The following is a 17,535-nucleotide window of genomic DNA, read 5'->3' on the forward strand; positions in this document are numbered from 1 at the left end:
ATTTATCAGATAAATCAAATAAACGAAGCGAAATTGCTTTAAGCAAGTCATCTCTTACACTTCTTTGCGTAATCACAGCCTGCCATAAGTTGACGCGCGTGCGCTTTCCTTGCGCCGATTTTCAGGTGATTCCTGGTAAGGGGCCGCGCAAAGCCCTCATTTATGGCTATAGTTAACCAGGTGCATTGCAATTCACATGGAGGAAATGATGGTAAAACAGACTGAATCTTTCGACACGGGCTATGACGACGATATCGCACTGCTGACTGAAACGCTGGAAGAAGTGCTGAAGTCATCAGGTGATCCGGCCGATCAGAAATATATCGAACTGAAAACCAAAGCTGAACGCGCGCTGGAAGATGTTAAATCACGTGTCAGCCAGACCTCAGATAGCTATTACTACCGTGCCAAACAGGCCGCGTACCGTGCTGATGATTACGTCCATGAAAAACCGTGGCAGGGCATTGGCATCGGTGCTACTGCAGGGCTGGTATTAGGCCTGCTGCTGGCGCGTCGCTAATCTCAATCGCCTAAAACGGGCAGGCGCTGTCCTGTCCGTTCTCCCTTTCTGGTTCTTCCGCACTTCTGTCACCTGCCTGAAAATGCCGTTACCCGGTTAATTCCTGCCCGCAGATTGTGTTTTGTTCAGGGGCTTTCTAAAGTAAAGCGACAGGCACAAGGAGAATGAATGTGATAAGAGTTGAAATGCTGTCCACGGGCGATGAAGTGTTACATGGACAAATCGTCGATACCAACGCCGCCTGGCTGGCTGATGTGTTATTTCAACACGGGCTGCCGATGACCAGCCGGACTACGGTGGGTGACGCAATGTCGTCGCTGGTGGAAACGCTAAAGGCCCGCAGTCTTGAGGCGGACGTGCTCATCGTGAATGGTGGACTGGGTCCAACCACTGACGACCTTAGCGCCCAGGCCGCGGCCAAAGCGAGCGGGGTCGGGCTGGTGATGCAGGAAGCCTGGCTGGAAACGATGGAAGCCTGGTTTGCCAGCCGCGGACGGGTTATGGCTGAGAGCAACCGTAAACAGGCAGAAATTCCCGCTAACGCCGAAATGCTGGATAACCCGGTCGGCACCGCCTGTGGCTTTGCACTGCAACTCAATCGCTGCTGGATGTTCTTTACGCCAGGCGTTCCCTCTGAATTCAAGGTGATGGTCGAACAACAAATCATTCCGCGTCTGAAAGCGAAGTTTGACCTGCCTGAACCGCCCGTTTGCCTGCGGCTGACCACCTTTGGCCGGGGAGAAAGCGACATTGCGAATGAACTGGAACCCTTGCCGCTGCCGGAGAACGTGCTGATGGGCTACCGTTCTTCCATGCCGATTATCGAAATCAAACTTACGGGGCCAGCCGAACAGCGCGTCGCGATGGAGCAGGTCTGGCAGCAGGTACGTTTGTTGCTGGCCGAGTGTACGATATTTGAAGGCACTGAGGGGCTGCCTGCACTGCTGGCGCGGGAACTGCATCAACGTCACTGGCGGCTGGCGATCAGCGAACAGTACACCGCAGGGTTACTTCACTGGCAACTGGCTTCGGCTGACGTGCCCCTTAGCGCCAGCGAAATTCTGCCGCAGCAGGACGAGAGTCTGGATGTTCAGGTCATGCGCACCCAGGCGCTGGCGACGCGCTTGCAGACTCAGCTTGCCCTGTCCGTCGGCAGCCTGAGCGAAGACGCGATCTCTGTGGCGCTCCATACACCGGAAGCGACCTGGGGACAACGTGTTAAATTCAATAGTGGTCGTCACAACCTGGAAACCCGTCAGAAAGTGGTGGCGATGATGGCAATGAACATGCTGCGGCGCTGGTTACACGGCAGCGAGGTCAGCACAGGGCACGGCTGGATTGATGTGCTTGAAACTATTAAGCATTAAAAATACGGACCGGTGCCAAACGGCACCGACCGCCTTCTTTTCTGTTCCCCGCCTTTCCTCAACTAACACGTTGTTTAGCGCCGTAGCCCCGTCGCCAGCACGGTAAAGGTCGCCGTGACTTTAGCCAGCGTGGCCTGGGGCTCGGCGCTGGCGGCCACCCACAAGGCGGCAGTAAACGCCGCACCATTCAGCAAGCGGGCAGCGGCTTCAACATCCACAGGCTTCAGCACGCCGCTCGTGACCATCTCCTCCAGTGCATGCTGGGTTGCGGTCAGGCAGGCGTTCTGGCTGGGCCACAGGGAGGGATCGCCAAGAAAGGCCGGGCCATCCAGTAATACAATACGCTGCACTTCGGGGTCCAGCGCCATCTCGATATAGGCGATACCTTCCGCCAGCAACTGGTTCCAGCTGTCGCCCGCACTGGCCGCGCGCGCTTTTGCACGCTGGGCGATTTCACTGTCGACTTCCGCGACCACAGCGGCGAGAAGGCCACGTTTATCGCCAAAATTGTGATAAAGCGCACCGCGCGTTAAACCAACGCTCGCCGTCAGCTCATCCATGGACGCGGCAGCAAACCCCTTTTCGGCAAAGGCTTTACGTGCGGCGGCAATCAGTTTAAGGCGATTTTCTTCCATCGTGACCGCACGAGGTCGTCCTGCCATGGTTCTCTCCTTTTCGTATACGTCGCGTATCTGAAATTGACATGCGGGGCGTATGTGTGTTTTATTTCACATACGGGAAGTATATTAAATCATGTCGTCATGAGGCGCATGATTTCCTGATAACAACTCACCAGAGGGTAAAACAATGAGCAATCGTGAAGCAGTTTTCCCGGCGGGCCGTCATGCGCTGTATGAAAGGCATGGCTATTCCGCTGCGATCCGCTCGGGCGACCTGCTGTTCGTCTCGGGTCAGGTTGGCAGTCGCACGGACGGATCGCCTGAACCGGATTTTGCTGCTCAGGTGCAACTGGCCTTTGAGAATCTGCGCCAGACGCTGGCGGCGGCAGGCTGTTCGTTCGATGATCTTATTGATGTCACCACGTTTCATACCGACCCTGAAACGCAGTTCGCTACCATTATGGAAGTGAAAAAAGCGATATTTCCGCAGCCACCTTATCCTAACTGGACGGCGGTCGGCGTTAACTGGCTGGCAGGATTCGATTTTGAAATCAAAGTCATTGCCCGTATCCCCTGATTCAGCACCCGGCGAAAAAAACCGTCATCCGGTTGGGATGACGGTTTTTTTAAACGCTCTGGGGCTTTGTTGAATAATAGGTAATCATTCTGTTTTGTCTGCACTGTTTTGGTAGAAAACGCTGATGCCAGACAGAACACCGTCATACGCAAGCATGTAATGCATTGATTTTATGTTATCTGAAACAACCGTTTTCATAGTACCACAGCATAAAATCCATTTATTCAACAAAGCCACGCTCTGGCTCAACCACTAGAGTTCAAGCTCGATTTCACCTTTCGCCTTACAGCAGCAGGGCAGGATCTCCCCCTGTTCAATAAAGGCCAGCGGGGTTTCCGCGTAGTCGACCTCGCCGCGCAGTAACCGCATACGGCAGGAGCCGCAGTAACCTTCCCGGCACTGAAACTCCACGCACAGGTTGTTGGCTTCCAGCATGGTCAACAGATTAGGATGATCGTCTGCGCACTCCAGTCGGGTGCCGGAACTGCGCAGAATAACAACAGAACGGCTCATCGTTATAACTGGAAGTCGTCGAAGTCGTTTTCGCCCACTTCTGAATCAATCTGACCCACCAGGTAAGAACTGACTTCCACTTCCTGCGGGGCAACCTGAACGTTATCGGACACCAGCCAGGCGTTGATCCAGGGAATCGGGTTCGAGCGCGTTTCAAACGGCAGATCGAGGCCAACCGCCTGCATACGAATGTTGGTGATGTATTCGATATACTGGCACAGGATATCTTTGTTCAGACCGATCATGGAGCCGCCGCTGAACAGGTAATCTGCCCACTCTTTCTCCTGTAAGGCCGCTTTCTTAAACAGCTCGAAGCACTCTTCACGGCATTCGGCGGCAATTTCTTTCATTTCAGGATCGTCTTCACCGGTGCGCAGCAGATTCAGCATGTGCTGGGTGCCGGTCAGATGCAGAGCTTCATCGCGTGCAATCAGCTTGATGATTTTGGCGTTGCCTTCCATCAGTTCTCGCTCAGCAAACGCAAAAGAGCAGGCAAAGCTGACGTAGAAGCGGATCGCTTCCAGCGCATTGACGCTCATCAGGCAAATATACAGCTGCTTTTTCAGCGCGCGCACGTTAACCGTAATGGACTTACCATTGACCTGATGCGTACCTTCACCCAGCAAATGCCAGTAGTTAGTCATCTCAATCAGGTCATCGTAGTATTTAGAGATGTCCTGCGCACGCGCGAGAATCTGCTGGTTGGTGACGATATCGTCAAACACCACAGACGGATCGTTCACGATGTTGCGAATGATGTGGGTGTACGAGCGAGAGTGGATCGTTTCGGAGAACGCCCAGGTTTCGATCCAGGTTTCCAGTTCCGGAATCGAGATCAGCGGCAGCAGTGCCACGTTCGGGCTGCGTCCCTGAATCGAGTCCAGTAACGTCTGGTATTTCAGGTTGCTGATGAAGATATGCTTTTCATGATCGGGCAGGGCCTGGTAGTCGATGCGATCGCGCGAGACATCGACTTCTTCAGGACGCCAGAAGAACGAAAGCTGCTTTTCGATCAGTTTTTCAAAGATATCGTATTTCTGCTGATCAAAGCGCGCCACGTTAACGGACTGACCGAAAAACATAGGCTCTTTCAGCTGGTCATTTTTGTTTTGTGAAAAAGTGGAGTAAGCCATAAAAAACTGTCCATGGTAGACGAGGCTCAGCACCGGCCTCGCGGAAAAATGTGGGCGGGAAAGGCTTCCGCCCGACCGTCAGATCTTACAGGCGCCGCTTTCGCAGCCATCATCCTGAATAGAAGGTGCCAGATCGTCCTGCGCATCTTCCGCACCATCACGGGTGTTTTGGTAGTAGAGCGTTTTCACGCCAAACTTGTAGGCGGTCAGCAGATCTTTCAGCAGTTGCTTCATCGGCACTTTGCCATTCGGGAAGCGCGACGGATCGTAGTTGGTATTTGACGAAATCGCCTGATCGATGAATTTCTGCATTACGCCAACCAGTTGCAGGTAGCCATCATTGGACGGCATATCCCACAGCAGTTCGTACTGATCTTTAAGACGCTCATATTCCGGCACCACCTGACGCAGGATACCGTCTTTAGACGCTTTAATACTGATATGGCCGCGCGGCGGTTCGATACCGTTGGTGGCGTTTGAAATCTGCGACGAGGTTTCAGACGGCATCAGGGCAGAAAGCGTCGAGTTGCGCAGGCCGTGGGTTTTAATCTGCTCGCGCAGGGTTTCCCAGTCCAGGTGCAGCGGCTCGTTGCAAATCGCATCCAGATCTTTCTTGTAGGTATCAATCGGCAGCACGCCCTGTGCATAGGTGGTTTCATTGAACCACGGGCAGGCGCCTTGCTCTTTAGCCAGCTCATTTGAGGCTTTCAGCAGGTAGTACTGAATGGCTTCAAAGGTTTTGTGCGTCAGGCCATTCGCGCTGCCGTCGGAGTAGCGCACGCCGTGCTTCGCCAGGTAGTAAGCAAAGTTAATGACGCCAATGCCCAGCGTACGACGACCCATCGCACCCCGTTGCGCGGCCGGAATCGGGTAATCCTGATAATCCAGCAGTGCATCCAGCGCGCGTACGGCCAGCGTGGCCAGCTCTTCCAGATCGTCCAGGCTGTCAATCGCACCAAGGTTAAATGCTGACAGCGTACAGAGCGCAATCTCACCGTTTTCGTCGTTGACGTCATTGAGCGGTTTAGTTGGCAGCGCAATTTCCAGACACAGGTTCGACTGGCGTACTGGCGCAATACTGGCGTCAAACGGGCTGTGTGTGTTGCAGTGGTCAACGTTCTGGATGTAGATACGGCCGGTAGAGGCGCGTTCCTGCATCATCAGCGAGAACAGATCCACCGCTTTCACACGCTGCTTACGAATGCTGCTGTCTTGTTCGTATTTGGTGTAAAGACGTTCAAATTCGTCCTGATCGGCAAAGAACGCATCGTACAGGCCAGGTACGTCTGACGGACTAAACAGCGTGATGTCCTTGCCCTTCAGCAGGCGCTGGTACATCATTTTGTTGAGTTGCACACCGTAGTCCATGTGACGCACGCGGTTACCTTCCACCCCACGGTTGTTTTTCAGGACTAACAGGCTTTCCACTTCCAGATGCCACATCGGATAGAACAGCGTTGCTGCGCCGCCACGGACGCCGCCCTGCGAACAGGATTTCACCGCCGTCTGGAAGTGCTTGTAGAACGGGATACAACCGGTATGGAAAGCTTCACCGCCGCGAATCGGGCTGCCCAGCGCGCGGATACGACCCGCGTTAATACCAATACCTGCGCGTTGTGAAACGTATTTCACAATAGCGCTGGAGGTCGCGTTGATGGAATCCAGGCTGTCGCCACATTCAATCAGGACACAGGAGCTGAACTGACGGGTTGGCGTACGTACTCCCGACATGATTGGCGTCGGCAGGGAGATTTTAAACGTGGAAATCGCATCGTAGAAACGCTTGATGTAATCCATCCGGGTCGCACGCGGATAGCCTGAGAACAGGCAGGCGGCTACCAGAATGTACAGGAACTGGGCGCTTTCATAGATCTCACCGGAGACGCGGTTCTGAACCAGATATTTGCCTTCCAGCTGTTTCACGGCCGCGTAGGAGAAATTCATGTCGCGCCAGTGGTCGATGAAGCCGTCCATCTGCTCGAACTCTTCACGGCTGTAGTCTTCCAGCAGATGGCGATCGTATTTGCCCAGGTCAACCATCTTAACGACCTGATCGTACAGCGCGGGCGGCTCAAACTGGCCGTACGCTTTTTTACGCAGGTGGAAGATCGCCAGACGGGCGGCAAGATACTGATAGTCAGGGGCATCGCGAGAAATAAGGTCTGCAGCGGCCTTGATGATCGTTTCATGGATGTCAGAGGTTTTGATGCCATCATAAAACTGAATGTGGGAACGCAGCTCTACCTGTGAAACCGACACATTGTTCAGCCCTTCAGCTGCCCAGTCGAGGACACGGTGAATTTTGTCGAGATCAATGCGCTCCTGGCGGCCATCGCGTTTAGTAACGAGCAGACTTTGGTTCATGTCGCGTTTTTACCTTTGCGTGAGTATCCAATAATTAAAAGAAATCCCGATTTATACACAGCATATTCATTGTGAATAATGTTGTGGATAAACACTACATCTTGGGGTTGTCGAAGATAAGTATAACAATATGGAGGCTTATTCTAGTATTTTGCTGGCGCTTAACAAGAGGAAAAAATGATGTCTGCGGGGGTTGTATTTTCTGCGGGTTTTCTTAGGCCGCGTCTCGTAAGGCCGCAGGTCTTGTCAACCAGTCTGAGAAAATATTGCGATTTATGATCGACCGCTGATTTTTCAAACATTGCGCGACTTTTTCCAGCATTGGTCTATGCGAAATCCTGTTTTGAGCCATAGCCGTCGTGCCAGAGGGCTTAACGCGTAGCGGCAGGGAGGATAGCGTTTTGTGATGACAGTGGGATGACAGCAGCGTGGGCAAAGCCGCACGCTGCACAGGAATTAAGCCTCGCCGTGATGCGTGTGGATCATGTAGTTCACGTCCACACCTTTGCCCAGACGGAACCGATCGGTAAGCGGGTTGTAGTGCAGGCCCGTCATGTCGCGTTCACGCAGTGGGGTTTCATCCACCCAACCCAGCAGCTCAGAGGGACGGATAAATTTCTTCACATCATGCGTCCCACGCGGCACCATGCGCAGGACATATTCCGCACCGAAAATCGCCATTAGCCAGGCTTTGGGATTACGGTTAATGGTCGAGAAGAACACCTCGCCACCGGGTTTAACCAGCTGCGCGCAGGCGTGCACCACCGAACGTGGATCCGGCACGTGCTCAAGCATCTCCATACAGGTCACCACATCGTACTGGCCTGCATGCTGGCTGGCATGCTCCTCGACCGTTTGTTGCACATAGTCGAGCGTCACGCCGCTCTCCAGCGCATGCAGTCGTGCCACTTCAAGTGGCTCCGCGCCCATATCCAGCCCGGTGACGATTGCACCTTCCCGGGCAATGCTTTCCGCCAGGATACCGCCACCACAGCCGACATCGAGCACTTTTTTACCGAACAGCCCGTGACTGTGTTGCGCAATGTAGCCCAGCCGCAGGGGATTAATACGGTGCAGCGGTTTAAATTCGCCCTCCAGATCCCACCAGCGCGAGGCAACGGCCTCGAACTTGGCAATTTCCTGTGCATCGACATTGTGCTGAGGGTTCTGTGGTTGTGCATTCATTGAATCGTGACTCCTGACAAAATGTGACATCAGTATAAACGCTTAACTTATCATGGCGCACCTTATCAACATGAGTAAAAGCACCTTAATAAGGTGGTTAACGTTCACCAGTGAATTGCGGTGTGATATACTTTCGCACCTTTAAAATCCGGGATTAGTAGAGGGATAGCGGCTCCATGAGCGACCTTGCGAGAGAAATTACACCGGTTAATATCGAAGAAGAGTTAAAAAATTCTTACCTCGATTACGCCATGTCGGTCATTGTTGGCCGAGCTTTACCCGATGTGCGTGATGGCCTGAAGCCAGTACATCGCCGCGTACTCTACGCGATGAGCGAACTGGGTAATGACTGGAACAAACCCTATAAAAAATCTGCCCGCGTCGTCGGTGACGTTATCGGTAAATATCACCCGCATGGTGATTCTGCCGTTTACGACACCATCGTACGTATGGCCCAGCCTTTCTCCCTGCGTTACATGCTGGTGGACGGTCAAGGCAACTTCGGATCCATCGACGGCGACTCCGCTGCGGCGATGCGTTATACCGAAGTGCGCATGTCTAAAATCGCCCACGACCTGTTAGCTGATCTGGAAAAAGAGACCGTTGATTTCGTACCGAACTACGACGGTACCGAGCAGATCCCTGAAGTTCTGCCCACCAAAATCCCTAACCTGCTGGTCAACGGATCGTCCGGTATTGCCGTCGGTATGGCCACTAACATTCCGCCGCATAACCTGCGCGAAGTGATTAACGGCTGCCTGGCTTATATTGAAGATGAAAACATCAGCGTTGAAGGGCTGATGGAACACATTCCGGGGCCTGATTTCCCGACGGCGGCCATTATCAACGGGCGTCGCGGCATTGAAGAAGCCTATCGCACCGGTCGCGGTAAAGTTTACATCCGTGCCCGTGGTGAAGTGGAAGTGGATGCCAAAACCGGACGTGAAACCATCGTCATTCACGAACTGCCCTATCAGGTGAACAAAGCGCGCCTGATAGAAAAGATTGCCGAGCTGGTGAAAGAAAAGCGCGTCGAAGGAATCAGTGCGCTGCGCGATGAGTCTGATAAAGACGGCATGCGTATCGTCATTGAAATCAAGCGTGACGCCGTTGGTGAAGTGGTTCTCAATAACCTCTATTCCCTGACTCAGTTGCAGACCTCTTTCGGTATCAACATGGTCGCTCTCCATCAGGGCCAGCCGAAGATTATGGCGCTGAAGGAGATTCTCGAAGCCTTCGTTCGCCATCGCCGTGAAGTGGTGACACGCCGTACTATTTTCGAACTGCGCAAGGCGCGCGATCGGGCACATATCCTTGAAGGTCTGGCGATTGCGCTGGCTAACATCGATCCGATTATCGAACTGATTCGCCGCGCACCAACGCCAGCGGAAGCAAAAGCGGGTCTGATCTCGCAATCGTGGGCGCTGGGCAATGTGGCCGCGATGCTGGAACGTGCAGGCGACGATGCGGCCCGTCCAGAGTGGCTGGAAGCGCAGTTCGGTATCCGTGATGGTCAGTATTACCTGACAGAACAACAGGCGCAGGCCATTCTGGACTTACGTCTGCAGAAGCTGACCGGCCTTGAGCATGAGAAGCTGCTGGACGAGTACAAACAGCTGCTGGATCAGATTGCAGAATTACTGCACATCCTGTCCAGCTCAGAACGTCTGATGGAAGTCATTCGCGAAGAGCTTGAGCTGATGCGCGATCAGTTCGGCGACGACCGCCGCACTGAAATTACGGCTAACAGCGCCGACATCAACATCGAAGACCTGATCAATCAGGAAGATGTTGTGGTGACATTGTCGCATCAGGGCTATGTGAAATATCAGCCGCTGAGCGACTATGAAGCCCAGCGCCGTGGCGGTAAAGGCAAGTCTGCCGCCCGAATCAAAGAAGAAGACTTTATCGATCGTCTGCTGGTGGCGAATACCCACGACACGATCCTGTGCTTCTCCAGCCGTGGCCGGCTCTACTGGATGAAAGTCTACCAGTTGCCTGAAGCCAGCCGTGGTGCACGTGGGCGTCCTATCGTTAACCTGTTGCCGCTGGAAGCCAACGAACGTATTACGGCGATTCTGCCGGTACGTGAATACACCGAAGGCTTTAATATCTTCATGGCTACCGCCAGCGGGACCGTGAAGAAAACGGGTCTGCAGGAGTTTAGCCGCCCACGTAGCGCAGGCATTATCGCGATTAACCTGCGTGATGACGATGAGCTGATCGGTGTGGCGCTGACGAACGGCAACGATGAGGCGATGTTGTTCTCTGCGGCCGGTAAGGTGGTGCGCTTTGCAGAATCCGCGGTACGTGCCATGGGCCGAACGGCTTCGGGCGTACGGGGCATTAAGCTGGCGCAAAACGATCGCGTAGTTTCGCTGATCGTGCCGCGTGAAGAGGGCGCTATTCTTACGGTTACGCAGAACGGCTACGGTAAGCGTACCGCGAACAGTGAGTACCCGACCAAATCCCGTGCAACGCAGGGCGTGATTTCCATCAAAGTAACTGAGCGTAATGGCCCGGTTATTGGTGCGGTACAGGTTGTCGACAGCGATCAGATCATGATGATCACCGATGCCGGCACACTGGTAAGAACCCGTGTCTCCGAAGTCAGCATCGTGGGCCGTAATACCCAGGGTGTGATCCTGATTCGTACAGCCGAAGACGAGAATGTTGTCGGTCTGCAGCGCGTAGCGGAACCGGTGGAAGAAGAAGAGCTGGATGCTATCGATGGCAGCGTGGCGGAAGGGGACGATGATATCGTACCTGAAGTCGACAATGACGACGATGATGAACCGGCAGTGGACGACGACGAGTAAGTTACCCGTCGTACGTTAAACCGCAACGGCAGGTCAGGGGTAACCCGGCCTGCCGTTTTTTTTGGCTGTGAAGACAGCGAGAGGAGAGGTGGGCGGCAGGTCAAACATTCTCAAACTGCGCCCTGAGCCCGGAGTCGACTGGCTTTTTCGCTGCGATAAAGCTAGTGTATGAACATCAAAAATCCAACAATGCGACTAACCTTGCCACCTGCGAGTCACCTTTGAAATATCTAGTTTCTTTCCGCACGACGCTGCGCATTTCGCGCAATCTGTTTCGCGCGCTGGCACTGCTCATCTGGTTGCTGGGCGCTGTTTTGACGACGTTCTATATTATCAGCGTCCTGCATGACAAAGAGAATAAGGTACGTCAGGAGTTTGCCAGTAACTACGGCACCATTGACTGGTACGTCCGTCATTCTGCGGGCATGATGCGTGAACTCAAATATATTGCTGAAAACCGGCTCGCCAGACCTGCACCCATCGGTCAGTCCCAGGCGGACAATCTGATTCAGCCGCAGTTTATGCCGTTATATTCCGGTGACGACTGTGCCTCCATGAGCACCACCTGGCGCAACTCGCTTGATTCCTTAGGCAACTACATTAACTACTGGAAAAGCAATTTCGCCTCCTCCTACGAGCTGAACCGGGTCTTCCTGATTGGCGGCGATAACAGGTGCCTGGCTGACTTTACCGTCAGCAATAACAATAATAATGTCAGTCGCGATCGCAGTCTGAAGCTTCTGCGGGAAAACCTGCAGCGTTACCGTAACAGCCCGGAAGAGGACCAGCGTAATCCGGCTTACTGGGTGAGCAGCTCCGCTCAGCCTGGTGTAGGCAGCTTCTCTGTGGTGATGCCGGTCTATGTGGCCGATAAACTGCAGGCTTTGCTGGGCGTAGAGCAAAATATCCGCCTTGATGAATTTATCCAGCCCGGCAGCCTGCCGGTGACCGCGACCATAACCGACGAAAATTATACGCCGTTGCTGACGTCACGCCGGGGAGGCGTAGGTTTCTCGCTAAACGAATTACCCGACGATAAAACCTGGTTTGGTTATCTGGACGGTTATCGCCAGCTGGTGCTCAAGAAACCCTTACCGCCATCAGAACTCAATGTGATCTGGTCGGTGTCAACGGATGTCCTGGTCGATCAGCTCAGGCTCATGATGATTAACGCGGTGCTGCTCAATATCATGAGTGCGGTACTGCTGTTTACGCTGGCCTGGTTATTTGAGCGGCGCATGTTTTTGCCTGCGGAAGAGAATGCACACAGGCTGGAAGAGCATGAGCAGTTTAACCGTAAGATCGTGGCGTCAGCACCGGTCGGGATCTGTATTCTGCGCACCAGCGATGGCACCAACATTCTGAGTAATGAGCTGGCGCATAACTATCTTACGTTGCTGACGCAGGAAGACCGCAAGCGGTTAAATGAAATTATCGGCGGCCAACAGGTCAACTTTGTGGATGTCCTGACGGGCAGCAACACCAATCTGCAAATCAGCTTTGTGCATTCCCGATATCGCAATGAAAACGTCGCCATCTGCGTGCTGGTTGACGTGTCCGCGCGCGTTCGTATGGAGCAGTCATTGCAGGAGATGGCGCATGCCGCTGAACAGGCCAGCCAGTCGAAATCGATGTTTCTGGCCACGGTCAGCCATGAACTGCGCACGCCGTTATACGGCATTATTGGTAATCTGGATTTATTACAGACACGACAGTTGCCCAGCGGTATCGACTCGCTGGTCACCGCCATGAACAACTCCTCCAGTCTGCTGTTAAAAATCATCAGCGATATTCTCGATTTCTCGAAAATCGAGTCGGAACAGTTGAAGATTGAACCGCGTCCTTTCTCCCCGCGTGAAGTGATTACCCATATTGTCGGTAACTATCTGTCGCTGGTGGTGAAAAAACGCCTGACACTGTACTGCTATATTGAACACGATGTTCCGCAGTTCCTCGATGGCGATCCCCTGCGTCTGCAACAGGTGATTTCTAACCTGCTCAATAATGCGATCAAATTTACGCATACCGGATGCATCATCCTGCATGCATACGTCACCCAGGGCTATCTGGCCTTTCGTATGCGTGATACCGGCGTCGGGATTCCGGCAAAAGAGCTCACCCGGTTATTCGATCCGTTCTTCCAGGTCGGAAATGGCGTCCAGCGTAATTTCCAGGGCACCGGGCTGGGCCTGGCGATTTGTGAAAAGCTGATCAACATGATGGACGGTGATATTGAGGTGGAGTCAGAGCCGGGAATGGGAAGCCAGTTTATCGTGCGTATCCCCATCTACAATGGTAAGCAGCCGTCCATTCCACTGCTTGACGGGCTTCAGGATAAGAAAATCTGGCTGGCAATGCGCAATGAGTACCTGGCCCAGTATCTGGACAGGCTGTTGAAGCAACATGGCTTCCAGGTCGCCGATATGCTGGCAAACCCTGGCAGTGATGATGTGGTGTTAACCGACTATGCAATGGAAACATTCCCCCAGGTGCGTGCGGTTATCACGTTTGACGGCGCGCATGTGGATATGCCGCGTGAGCCGCAGGCAGGGCGCTGGATCCACAGCACGGCAACCCTGCATGAACTGCCGACTTTACTGGCGCGTATTTACCGCATTGCCGTGGAAACCGAGAGCACGGACGCGCTTTCTCTGAGCGGGCCGGTCGAAGAGAAAATCCATAATGACGACATTATGGTGCTGATCGTTGACGATCATCCTATCAACCGCATGCTGCTGTCAGAGCAGCTTGGCACGCTGGGTTATCAGGTGAAAACCGCCCAGGATGGTGTTGACGCCTTAAATGTCTTAAGCCGTAATACAATTGATATTGTGCTGACCGATGTGAACATGCCCAATATGGACGGTTATCGTCTGGCTCAGCGCCTGCGTCAGTTAGGGCATGTGTTCCCGGTGATAGGCGTCACGGCGAACGCGCTGGCCGAAGAAAAGCAGCGTTGTATGGACGCAGGGATGGACAACTGCTTGTCGAAGCCCGTGACGCTGGATGTGCTGAAATCAACGCTGGGTATCTATGCGGAGCGGGTACGTAAAGCCCGGCAGGGATAAAAGAGAAGCGGAAGGAGGCGGTGCGAGTGCACCGCCTGAAAACTTACTCTTTGTCGATCTGGGTCGCGCTGACCGATGACAGATAGTTGAGCAGGGCAATATCGTTATCCACACCCAACTTCATCATGGCCGATTTTTTCTGGCTACTGATGGTCTTAATACTGCGGTTCAGCTTCTTCGCAATTTCCGTTACCAGGAAGCCTTCAGCGAAGAGACGTAATACTTCGCTCTCTTTAGGCGAAAGACGCTTATCGCCATAACCGCCGGCACTGATTTTCTCCAGCAGTTTCGCCACGCTTTCCGGCGTATATTTCTTGCCTTTCTGCAGCGCAGCCAGCGCTTTAGGCAGATCGGTTGGCGCACCTTGCTTCAGAACGATACCTTCGATATCCAGATCCAGCACGGAGCTGAGGATGGCCGGGTTGTTGTTCATGGTCAGAACAATGATCGACAGATCAGGATAATGGCGTTTGATATATTTGATCAGCGTAATACCGTCACCATACTTTTCACCCGGCATAGAGAGGTCGGTGATCAGCACATTGGCATCAAGCTTGGACAGGTTGTTAATCAGTGCTGTTGAGTCTTCAAACTCACCCACAACGTTAACCCACTCAATTTGTTCCAGAGATTTTCGGATACCGAAAAGAACAATTGGGTGATCATCGGCAATAATTACATTCAGGTTATTCATCTTATTGGTTACCTTGCTGCAGCAGTTGATTGACATAAGCGTCAATATTACTGGTGGTATTTTTAATGTTTGAATCGTCACACACTTTGATGTGGTGTTCTAATTCTTCACAAAGCTGTTTGCCCGGTGTCAAATTAAGCATAGCAAACACGCCTTTAAGGCGATGGGCAGTCTGAGCAAGCGAGGCATAATCGTTTATCGCTGACTCAGTATACAATCTCTTTACATCATCCGGTACTGTCTCAGTAAACAGCTGGAAATAGCCTCCACTTAGCAGTGGCGTGCTGGCGTCATCTTCTTCAGTGTTATCCTCCATTACATCGTGGGACAATTGCTTCTCAATCAGTGCCAGTAATGCATCCAGTAGTGCATTACTGAGATTGAAATTGACGCGATACTGTTGATCGTTCAGCGCATGATGGCCCGGTTCGTCTTCTGCCAGTAACAATGCCCAGCCACTCAGTTTGCCCGGATCGTCGGTGATCTGTACGTCGTGATCCTGACCCGAAATACGTTCATCAGGCGTCAGGCAGCGCGCGCCCCAGTTTTCCAGATGGCGACAAACAATTTTGTGGACATCTTCAACGGCGATCTCCACCAGCGCGGTTACGCCTTCCAGGATTTTCTCTTCCTCCTCATCACGCTGTTCCTCTAGCGTGAGGGGCAGTTGAATGTTATAGCGTGTGCCGATATCGGCTTTCGCCACAATCTCCAGGCTACCGCCCATTTGTTTACACAACTGCTTGCACAGGAAAAACGCCATACCGGACGCCTGACCATAACGATCCTGACTGGTATCGCCCAGGAACGGGAAGTCCACGTTGGCCAGTTCATCCACGGTCAGTCCGGCACCGGTATCCACCAGTTCAATATAGACCCGGTCAGGCTGGTTCTCTGCCGTCTTCACCGCCAGGGTAATCTTGCCCCAGCGGGTGGTAATCAGCGCATAATGCATCAGCGTGGTGAGGATTTTGCGCAATGCACGTCGATCGCCAAAGCGCATCTCGTCATTTGCCAGATGATTATTCACCACCAGGGACAGGCCTTTGCGGCGCAGCAGCGGCAGGCTCTCCAGCGTAATTTCGTCCAGTAACTCTTGCAGGTTAAATACCGACGCATCAGGTGACCAGTCATGCGCTTCAAGACGATTGAGCAGCACGATATCGTCCACCAGACGAGCCAGTGACTGGCTCTCGTCCAGAATATCCAGCACGCTTTCGTCGTTATCACGCTGACTCAACTGCACCAACTGCGAGACGATTTTTTCCAGCGGCTGGTTTAACGCATGGCCAAGGTGATGCAGCAACTGCTGACGCATCTGGTGGTTGCGATCCAGCACCTGCTGTGCTTTTTGCAGTTTCTTGTTGACCAGTAATTCCCGATCCTGATCGCGCATCATAAACAGCTGTGTATGCGGCGATAAAACGCTACGCGCATGGCGTATTTCGTACACTTCGTTGTTGATCGTAGCCTGTAATACACCCTGATGCTGATCGGACATATTGATGATCTTTTGCAGGTTCAGGTGAGGCAAAAGATGCTCGGCGATCTTATTACTTAACAAGGTACGGTTACTCGCAAAGTCGTACACCAACAGGCCCACAGGTAAGCTGGCCACAATCTCCTGATTGAGTACGCGAAGGGAGTCCAGTTCAGCACTCTGGTTTTCACTGGGACGAAGCGATTGTTTGCGTAGTAACAATACGCCACTCAGTGAAAGTAAAAACAGCACCAGGTTAATCAGTAGTGGCCACATCAGGTTATGCGCACTGTCGAGCAGCAGGCGAACAAGGGGGACCCGGTAAACCAGCTGCAGCGAGGTGCTGGGCAGGGCTGCGGCTATCTCAATGTCGTGGCTGACCAGCGAAACCTGGGTTGTCTCAAGGCCTTCCTGGTTTGTACTGGTGTTATTGGTAAAGCTGGCATCCTGACGCAACTGGAAGTTCTCTACCGGCATATTAAGCGGGATTAAGTCATTCACAGGCAAATCAAACGCGACGACAGTAGCCAGATGGCCGGGCTGATTGAACGTCGTACGCAGGGTAAAGTAGTGATCGTTCTGGAAAGCAAGATGACGCAGAGGCGAAAAGCTTTCGCGTTCATCCAGCGCATTCGCCTGCTGCAGCATTTCAGCACGGCGCGCATCCACTAATGAACTTAACGCATTCTTTTTATAGCGAGTGGCCAAATCATTCAGCGGCAGGGTCGATATCATAATCAGGCTGTTGTCCTGACCATTTAAGAAATACATCGACCAGGTCGGCGATTCGGCACCCCACAGCGTATCAAGATAACTGGACATCCGCATCGTCATATCCAGCGTGCTGCTGTCATGCGAACCAAAGATCAGCGCTTCGGTTTTACGTCGGGTTTTTTCGAGGTAATAGACATCAGGACGCAGACGCGTCTCTTGTAAATTGCTGGCAGGGACGGAACCTGCCGCACTGGCCGAGAGGTTTTCATAAATTTGCCAGGTCACAAAACGATAGGTATCAATACGTTTTTGTACGTCGTGCGCCATATCGGCCATGGCATAGCGTTTATCGGTTAGCCAGGCATTAATTGAATTTTGCACCATACAACCCAGCGCCAGTAACAGTACCAGGTTAAATACGATAAAAAAGCGGGTGACATTGCTGGATGTCAGAGGAAACTTATACAACATAGCGTCTCAG

The 17,535-nt window shown here is 52.9% G+C and carries 12 protein-coding genes; 5 read left to right on the top strand and 7 right to left on the bottom strand.

The features are described 5' to 3' along the window. Nucleotides 1-208: 208 nt before the first annotated feature. The gene (elaB, locus tag F7Q90_RS00450; protein WP_085980097.1) at nt 209-520 is read left to right on the top strand and encodes a stress response protein ElaB; all 312 of its coding nucleotides are present in this window, start codon (nt 209-211) and stop codon (nt 518-520) included. A 170-nt stretch (nt 521-690) separates the two neighbouring features. Continuing rightward, nucleotides 691-1,887, top strand: a complete 1,197-nt coding sequence (locus F7Q90_RS00455) for a nicotinamide mononucleotide deamidase-related protein YfaY (RefSeq protein WP_006120010.1) — start codon at nt 691-693, stop codon at nt 1,885-1,887. 74 nt (nt 1,888-1,961) lie between these two features. Here the strand turns inward: F7Q90_RS00455 and F7Q90_RS00460 are convergent, their stop codons facing one another. After that, on the bottom strand, nt 1,962-2,549 hold the full coding sequence (locus F7Q90_RS00460; protein ID WP_006120009.1) for a TetR/AcrR family transcriptional regulator: 588 nt from the start codon (nt 2,547-2,549) through the stop codon (nt 1,962-1,964). Nucleotides 2,550-2,694: 145 nt separating this feature from the next. Between F7Q90_RS00460 and F7Q90_RS00465 the strand changes: the two genes are divergently transcribed. Then, nucleotides 2,695-3,084: a RidA family protein gene (locus F7Q90_RS00465; RefSeq protein ID WP_006120008.1), complete on the top strand. Its 390-nt coding sequence runs from the start codon at nt 2,695-2,697 to the stop codon at nt 3,082-3,084. A gap of 252 nt (nt 3,085-3,336) precedes the next feature. Here F7Q90_RS00465 and yfaE read toward each other — a convergent pair whose 3' ends face one another. The 4 genes from yfaE to ubiG all read right to left on the bottom strand — a co-directional run bounded on the left by yfaE (nt 3,337) and on the right by ubiG (nt 8,279). Beyond that, complete coding sequence (gene yfaE, locus F7Q90_RS00470) at nt 3,337-3,597, bottom strand: class I ribonucleotide reductase maintenance protein YfaE (RefSeq protein WP_006120007.1); 261 nt, start codon at nt 3,595-3,597, stop codon at nt 3,337-3,339. Nucleotides 3,598-3,599: 2 nt separating this feature from the next. After that, nucleotides 3,600-4,730 (bottom strand): class Ia ribonucleoside-diphosphate reductase subunit beta, encoded by a 1,131-nt coding sequence (gene nrdB / locus F7Q90_RS00475; RefSeq protein ID WP_006120006.1) that lies wholly within the window; start codon nt 4,728-4,730, stop codon nt 3,600-3,602. A gap of 78 nt (nt 4,731-4,808) precedes the next feature. Further along, a complete protein-coding gene (gene nrdA, locus F7Q90_RS00480) occupies nt 4,809-7,094 on the bottom strand; it encodes a class 1a ribonucleoside-diphosphate reductase subunit alpha (RefSeq protein ID WP_006120005.1) in 2,286 nt (761 codons plus the stop codon). 456 nt (nt 7,095-7,550) lie between these two features. Then, the gene (gene ubiG / locus F7Q90_RS00485; RefSeq protein ID WP_006120004.1) at nt 7,551-8,279 is read right to left on the bottom strand and encodes a bifunctional 2-polyprenyl-6-hydroxyphenol methylase/3-demethylubiquinol 3-O-methyltransferase UbiG; all 729 of its coding nucleotides are present in this window, start codon (nt 8,277-8,279) and stop codon (nt 7,551-7,553) included. A 176-nt stretch (nt 8,280-8,455) separates the two neighbouring features. Between ubiG and gyrA the strand changes: the two genes are divergently transcribed. Continuing rightward, a complete protein-coding gene (gene gyrA, locus F7Q90_RS00490) occupies nt 8,456-11,098 on the top strand; it encodes a DNA topoisomerase (ATP-hydrolyzing) subunit A (RefSeq protein WP_033740609.1) in 2,643 nt (880 codons plus the stop codon). Between the two features lie 221 nt (nt 11,099-11,319). Then, a complete protein-coding gene (gene rcsC / locus F7Q90_RS00495; protein ID WP_006120002.1) occupies nt 11,320-14,166 on the top strand; it encodes a two-component system sensor histidine kinase RcsC in 2,847 nt (948 codons plus the stop codon). Between the two features lie 43 nt (nt 14,167-14,209). Here the strand turns inward: rcsC and rcsB are convergent, their stop codons facing one another. After that, nucleotides 14,210-14,860 (bottom strand): response regulator transcription factor RcsB, encoded by a 651-nt coding sequence (rcsB, locus tag F7Q90_RS00500; protein WP_006120001.1) that lies wholly within the window; start codon nt 14,858-14,860, stop codon nt 14,210-14,212. 1 nt (nt 14,861) lies between these two features. Beyond that, on the bottom strand, nt 14,862-17,525 hold the full coding sequence (gene rcsD, locus F7Q90_RS00505; protein ID WP_006120000.1) for a phosphotransferase RcsD: 2,664 nt from the start codon (nt 17,523-17,525) through the stop codon (nt 14,862-14,864). Nucleotides 17,526-17,535 lie beyond the last annotated feature (10 nt).

The organism is Pantoea stewartii subsp. stewartii, from assembly GCF_008801695.1.
In the GTDB taxonomy this organism is placed as follows: domain Bacteria; phylum Pseudomonadota; class Gammaproteobacteria; order Enterobacterales; family Enterobacteriaceae; genus Pantoea; species Pantoea stewartii.

What these genes read in the sequence shown, in the direction of transcription:
- elaB (WP_085980097.1), top strand. Translation starts at nt 209, where the DNA reads ATGGTAAAACAGACTGAATCTTTCGACACGGGCTATGACGACGATATC.
- F7Q90_RS00460 (WP_006120009.1), bottom strand. Translation starts at nt 2,549, where the DNA reads ATGGCAGGACGACCTCGTGCGGTCACGATGGAAGAAAATCGCCTTAAA.
- F7Q90_RS00465 (WP_006120008.1), top strand. Translation starts at nt 2,695, where the DNA reads ATGAGCAATCGTGAAGCAGTTTTCCCGGCGGGCCGTCATGCGCTGTAT.
- yfaE (WP_006120007.1), bottom strand. Translation starts at nt 3,597, where the DNA reads ATGAGCCGTTCTGTTGTTATTCTGCGCAGTTCCGGCACCCGACTGGAG.
- nrdB (WP_006120006.1), bottom strand. Translation starts at nt 4,730, where the DNA reads ATGGCTTACTCCACTTTTTCACAAAACAAAAATGACCAGCTGAAAGAG.
- nrdA (WP_006120005.1), bottom strand. Translation starts at nt 7,094, where the DNA reads ATGAACCAAAGTCTGCTCGTTACTAAACGCGATGGCCGCCAGGAGCGC.
- ubiG (WP_006120004.1), bottom strand. Translation starts at nt 8,279, where the DNA reads ATGAATGCACAACCACAGAACCCTCAGCACAATGTCGATGCACAGGAA.
- gyrA (WP_033740609.1), top strand. Translation starts at nt 8,456, where the DNA reads ATGAGCGACCTTGCGAGAGAAATTACACCGGTTAATATCGAAGAAGAG.
- rcsB (WP_006120001.1), bottom strand. Translation starts at nt 14,860, where the DNA reads ATGAATAACCTGAATGTAATTATTGCCGATGATCACCCAATTGTTCTT.
- rcsD (WP_006120000.1), bottom strand. Translation starts at nt 17,525, where the DNA reads ATGTTGTATAAGTTTCCTCTGACATCCAGCAATGTCACCCGCTTTTTT.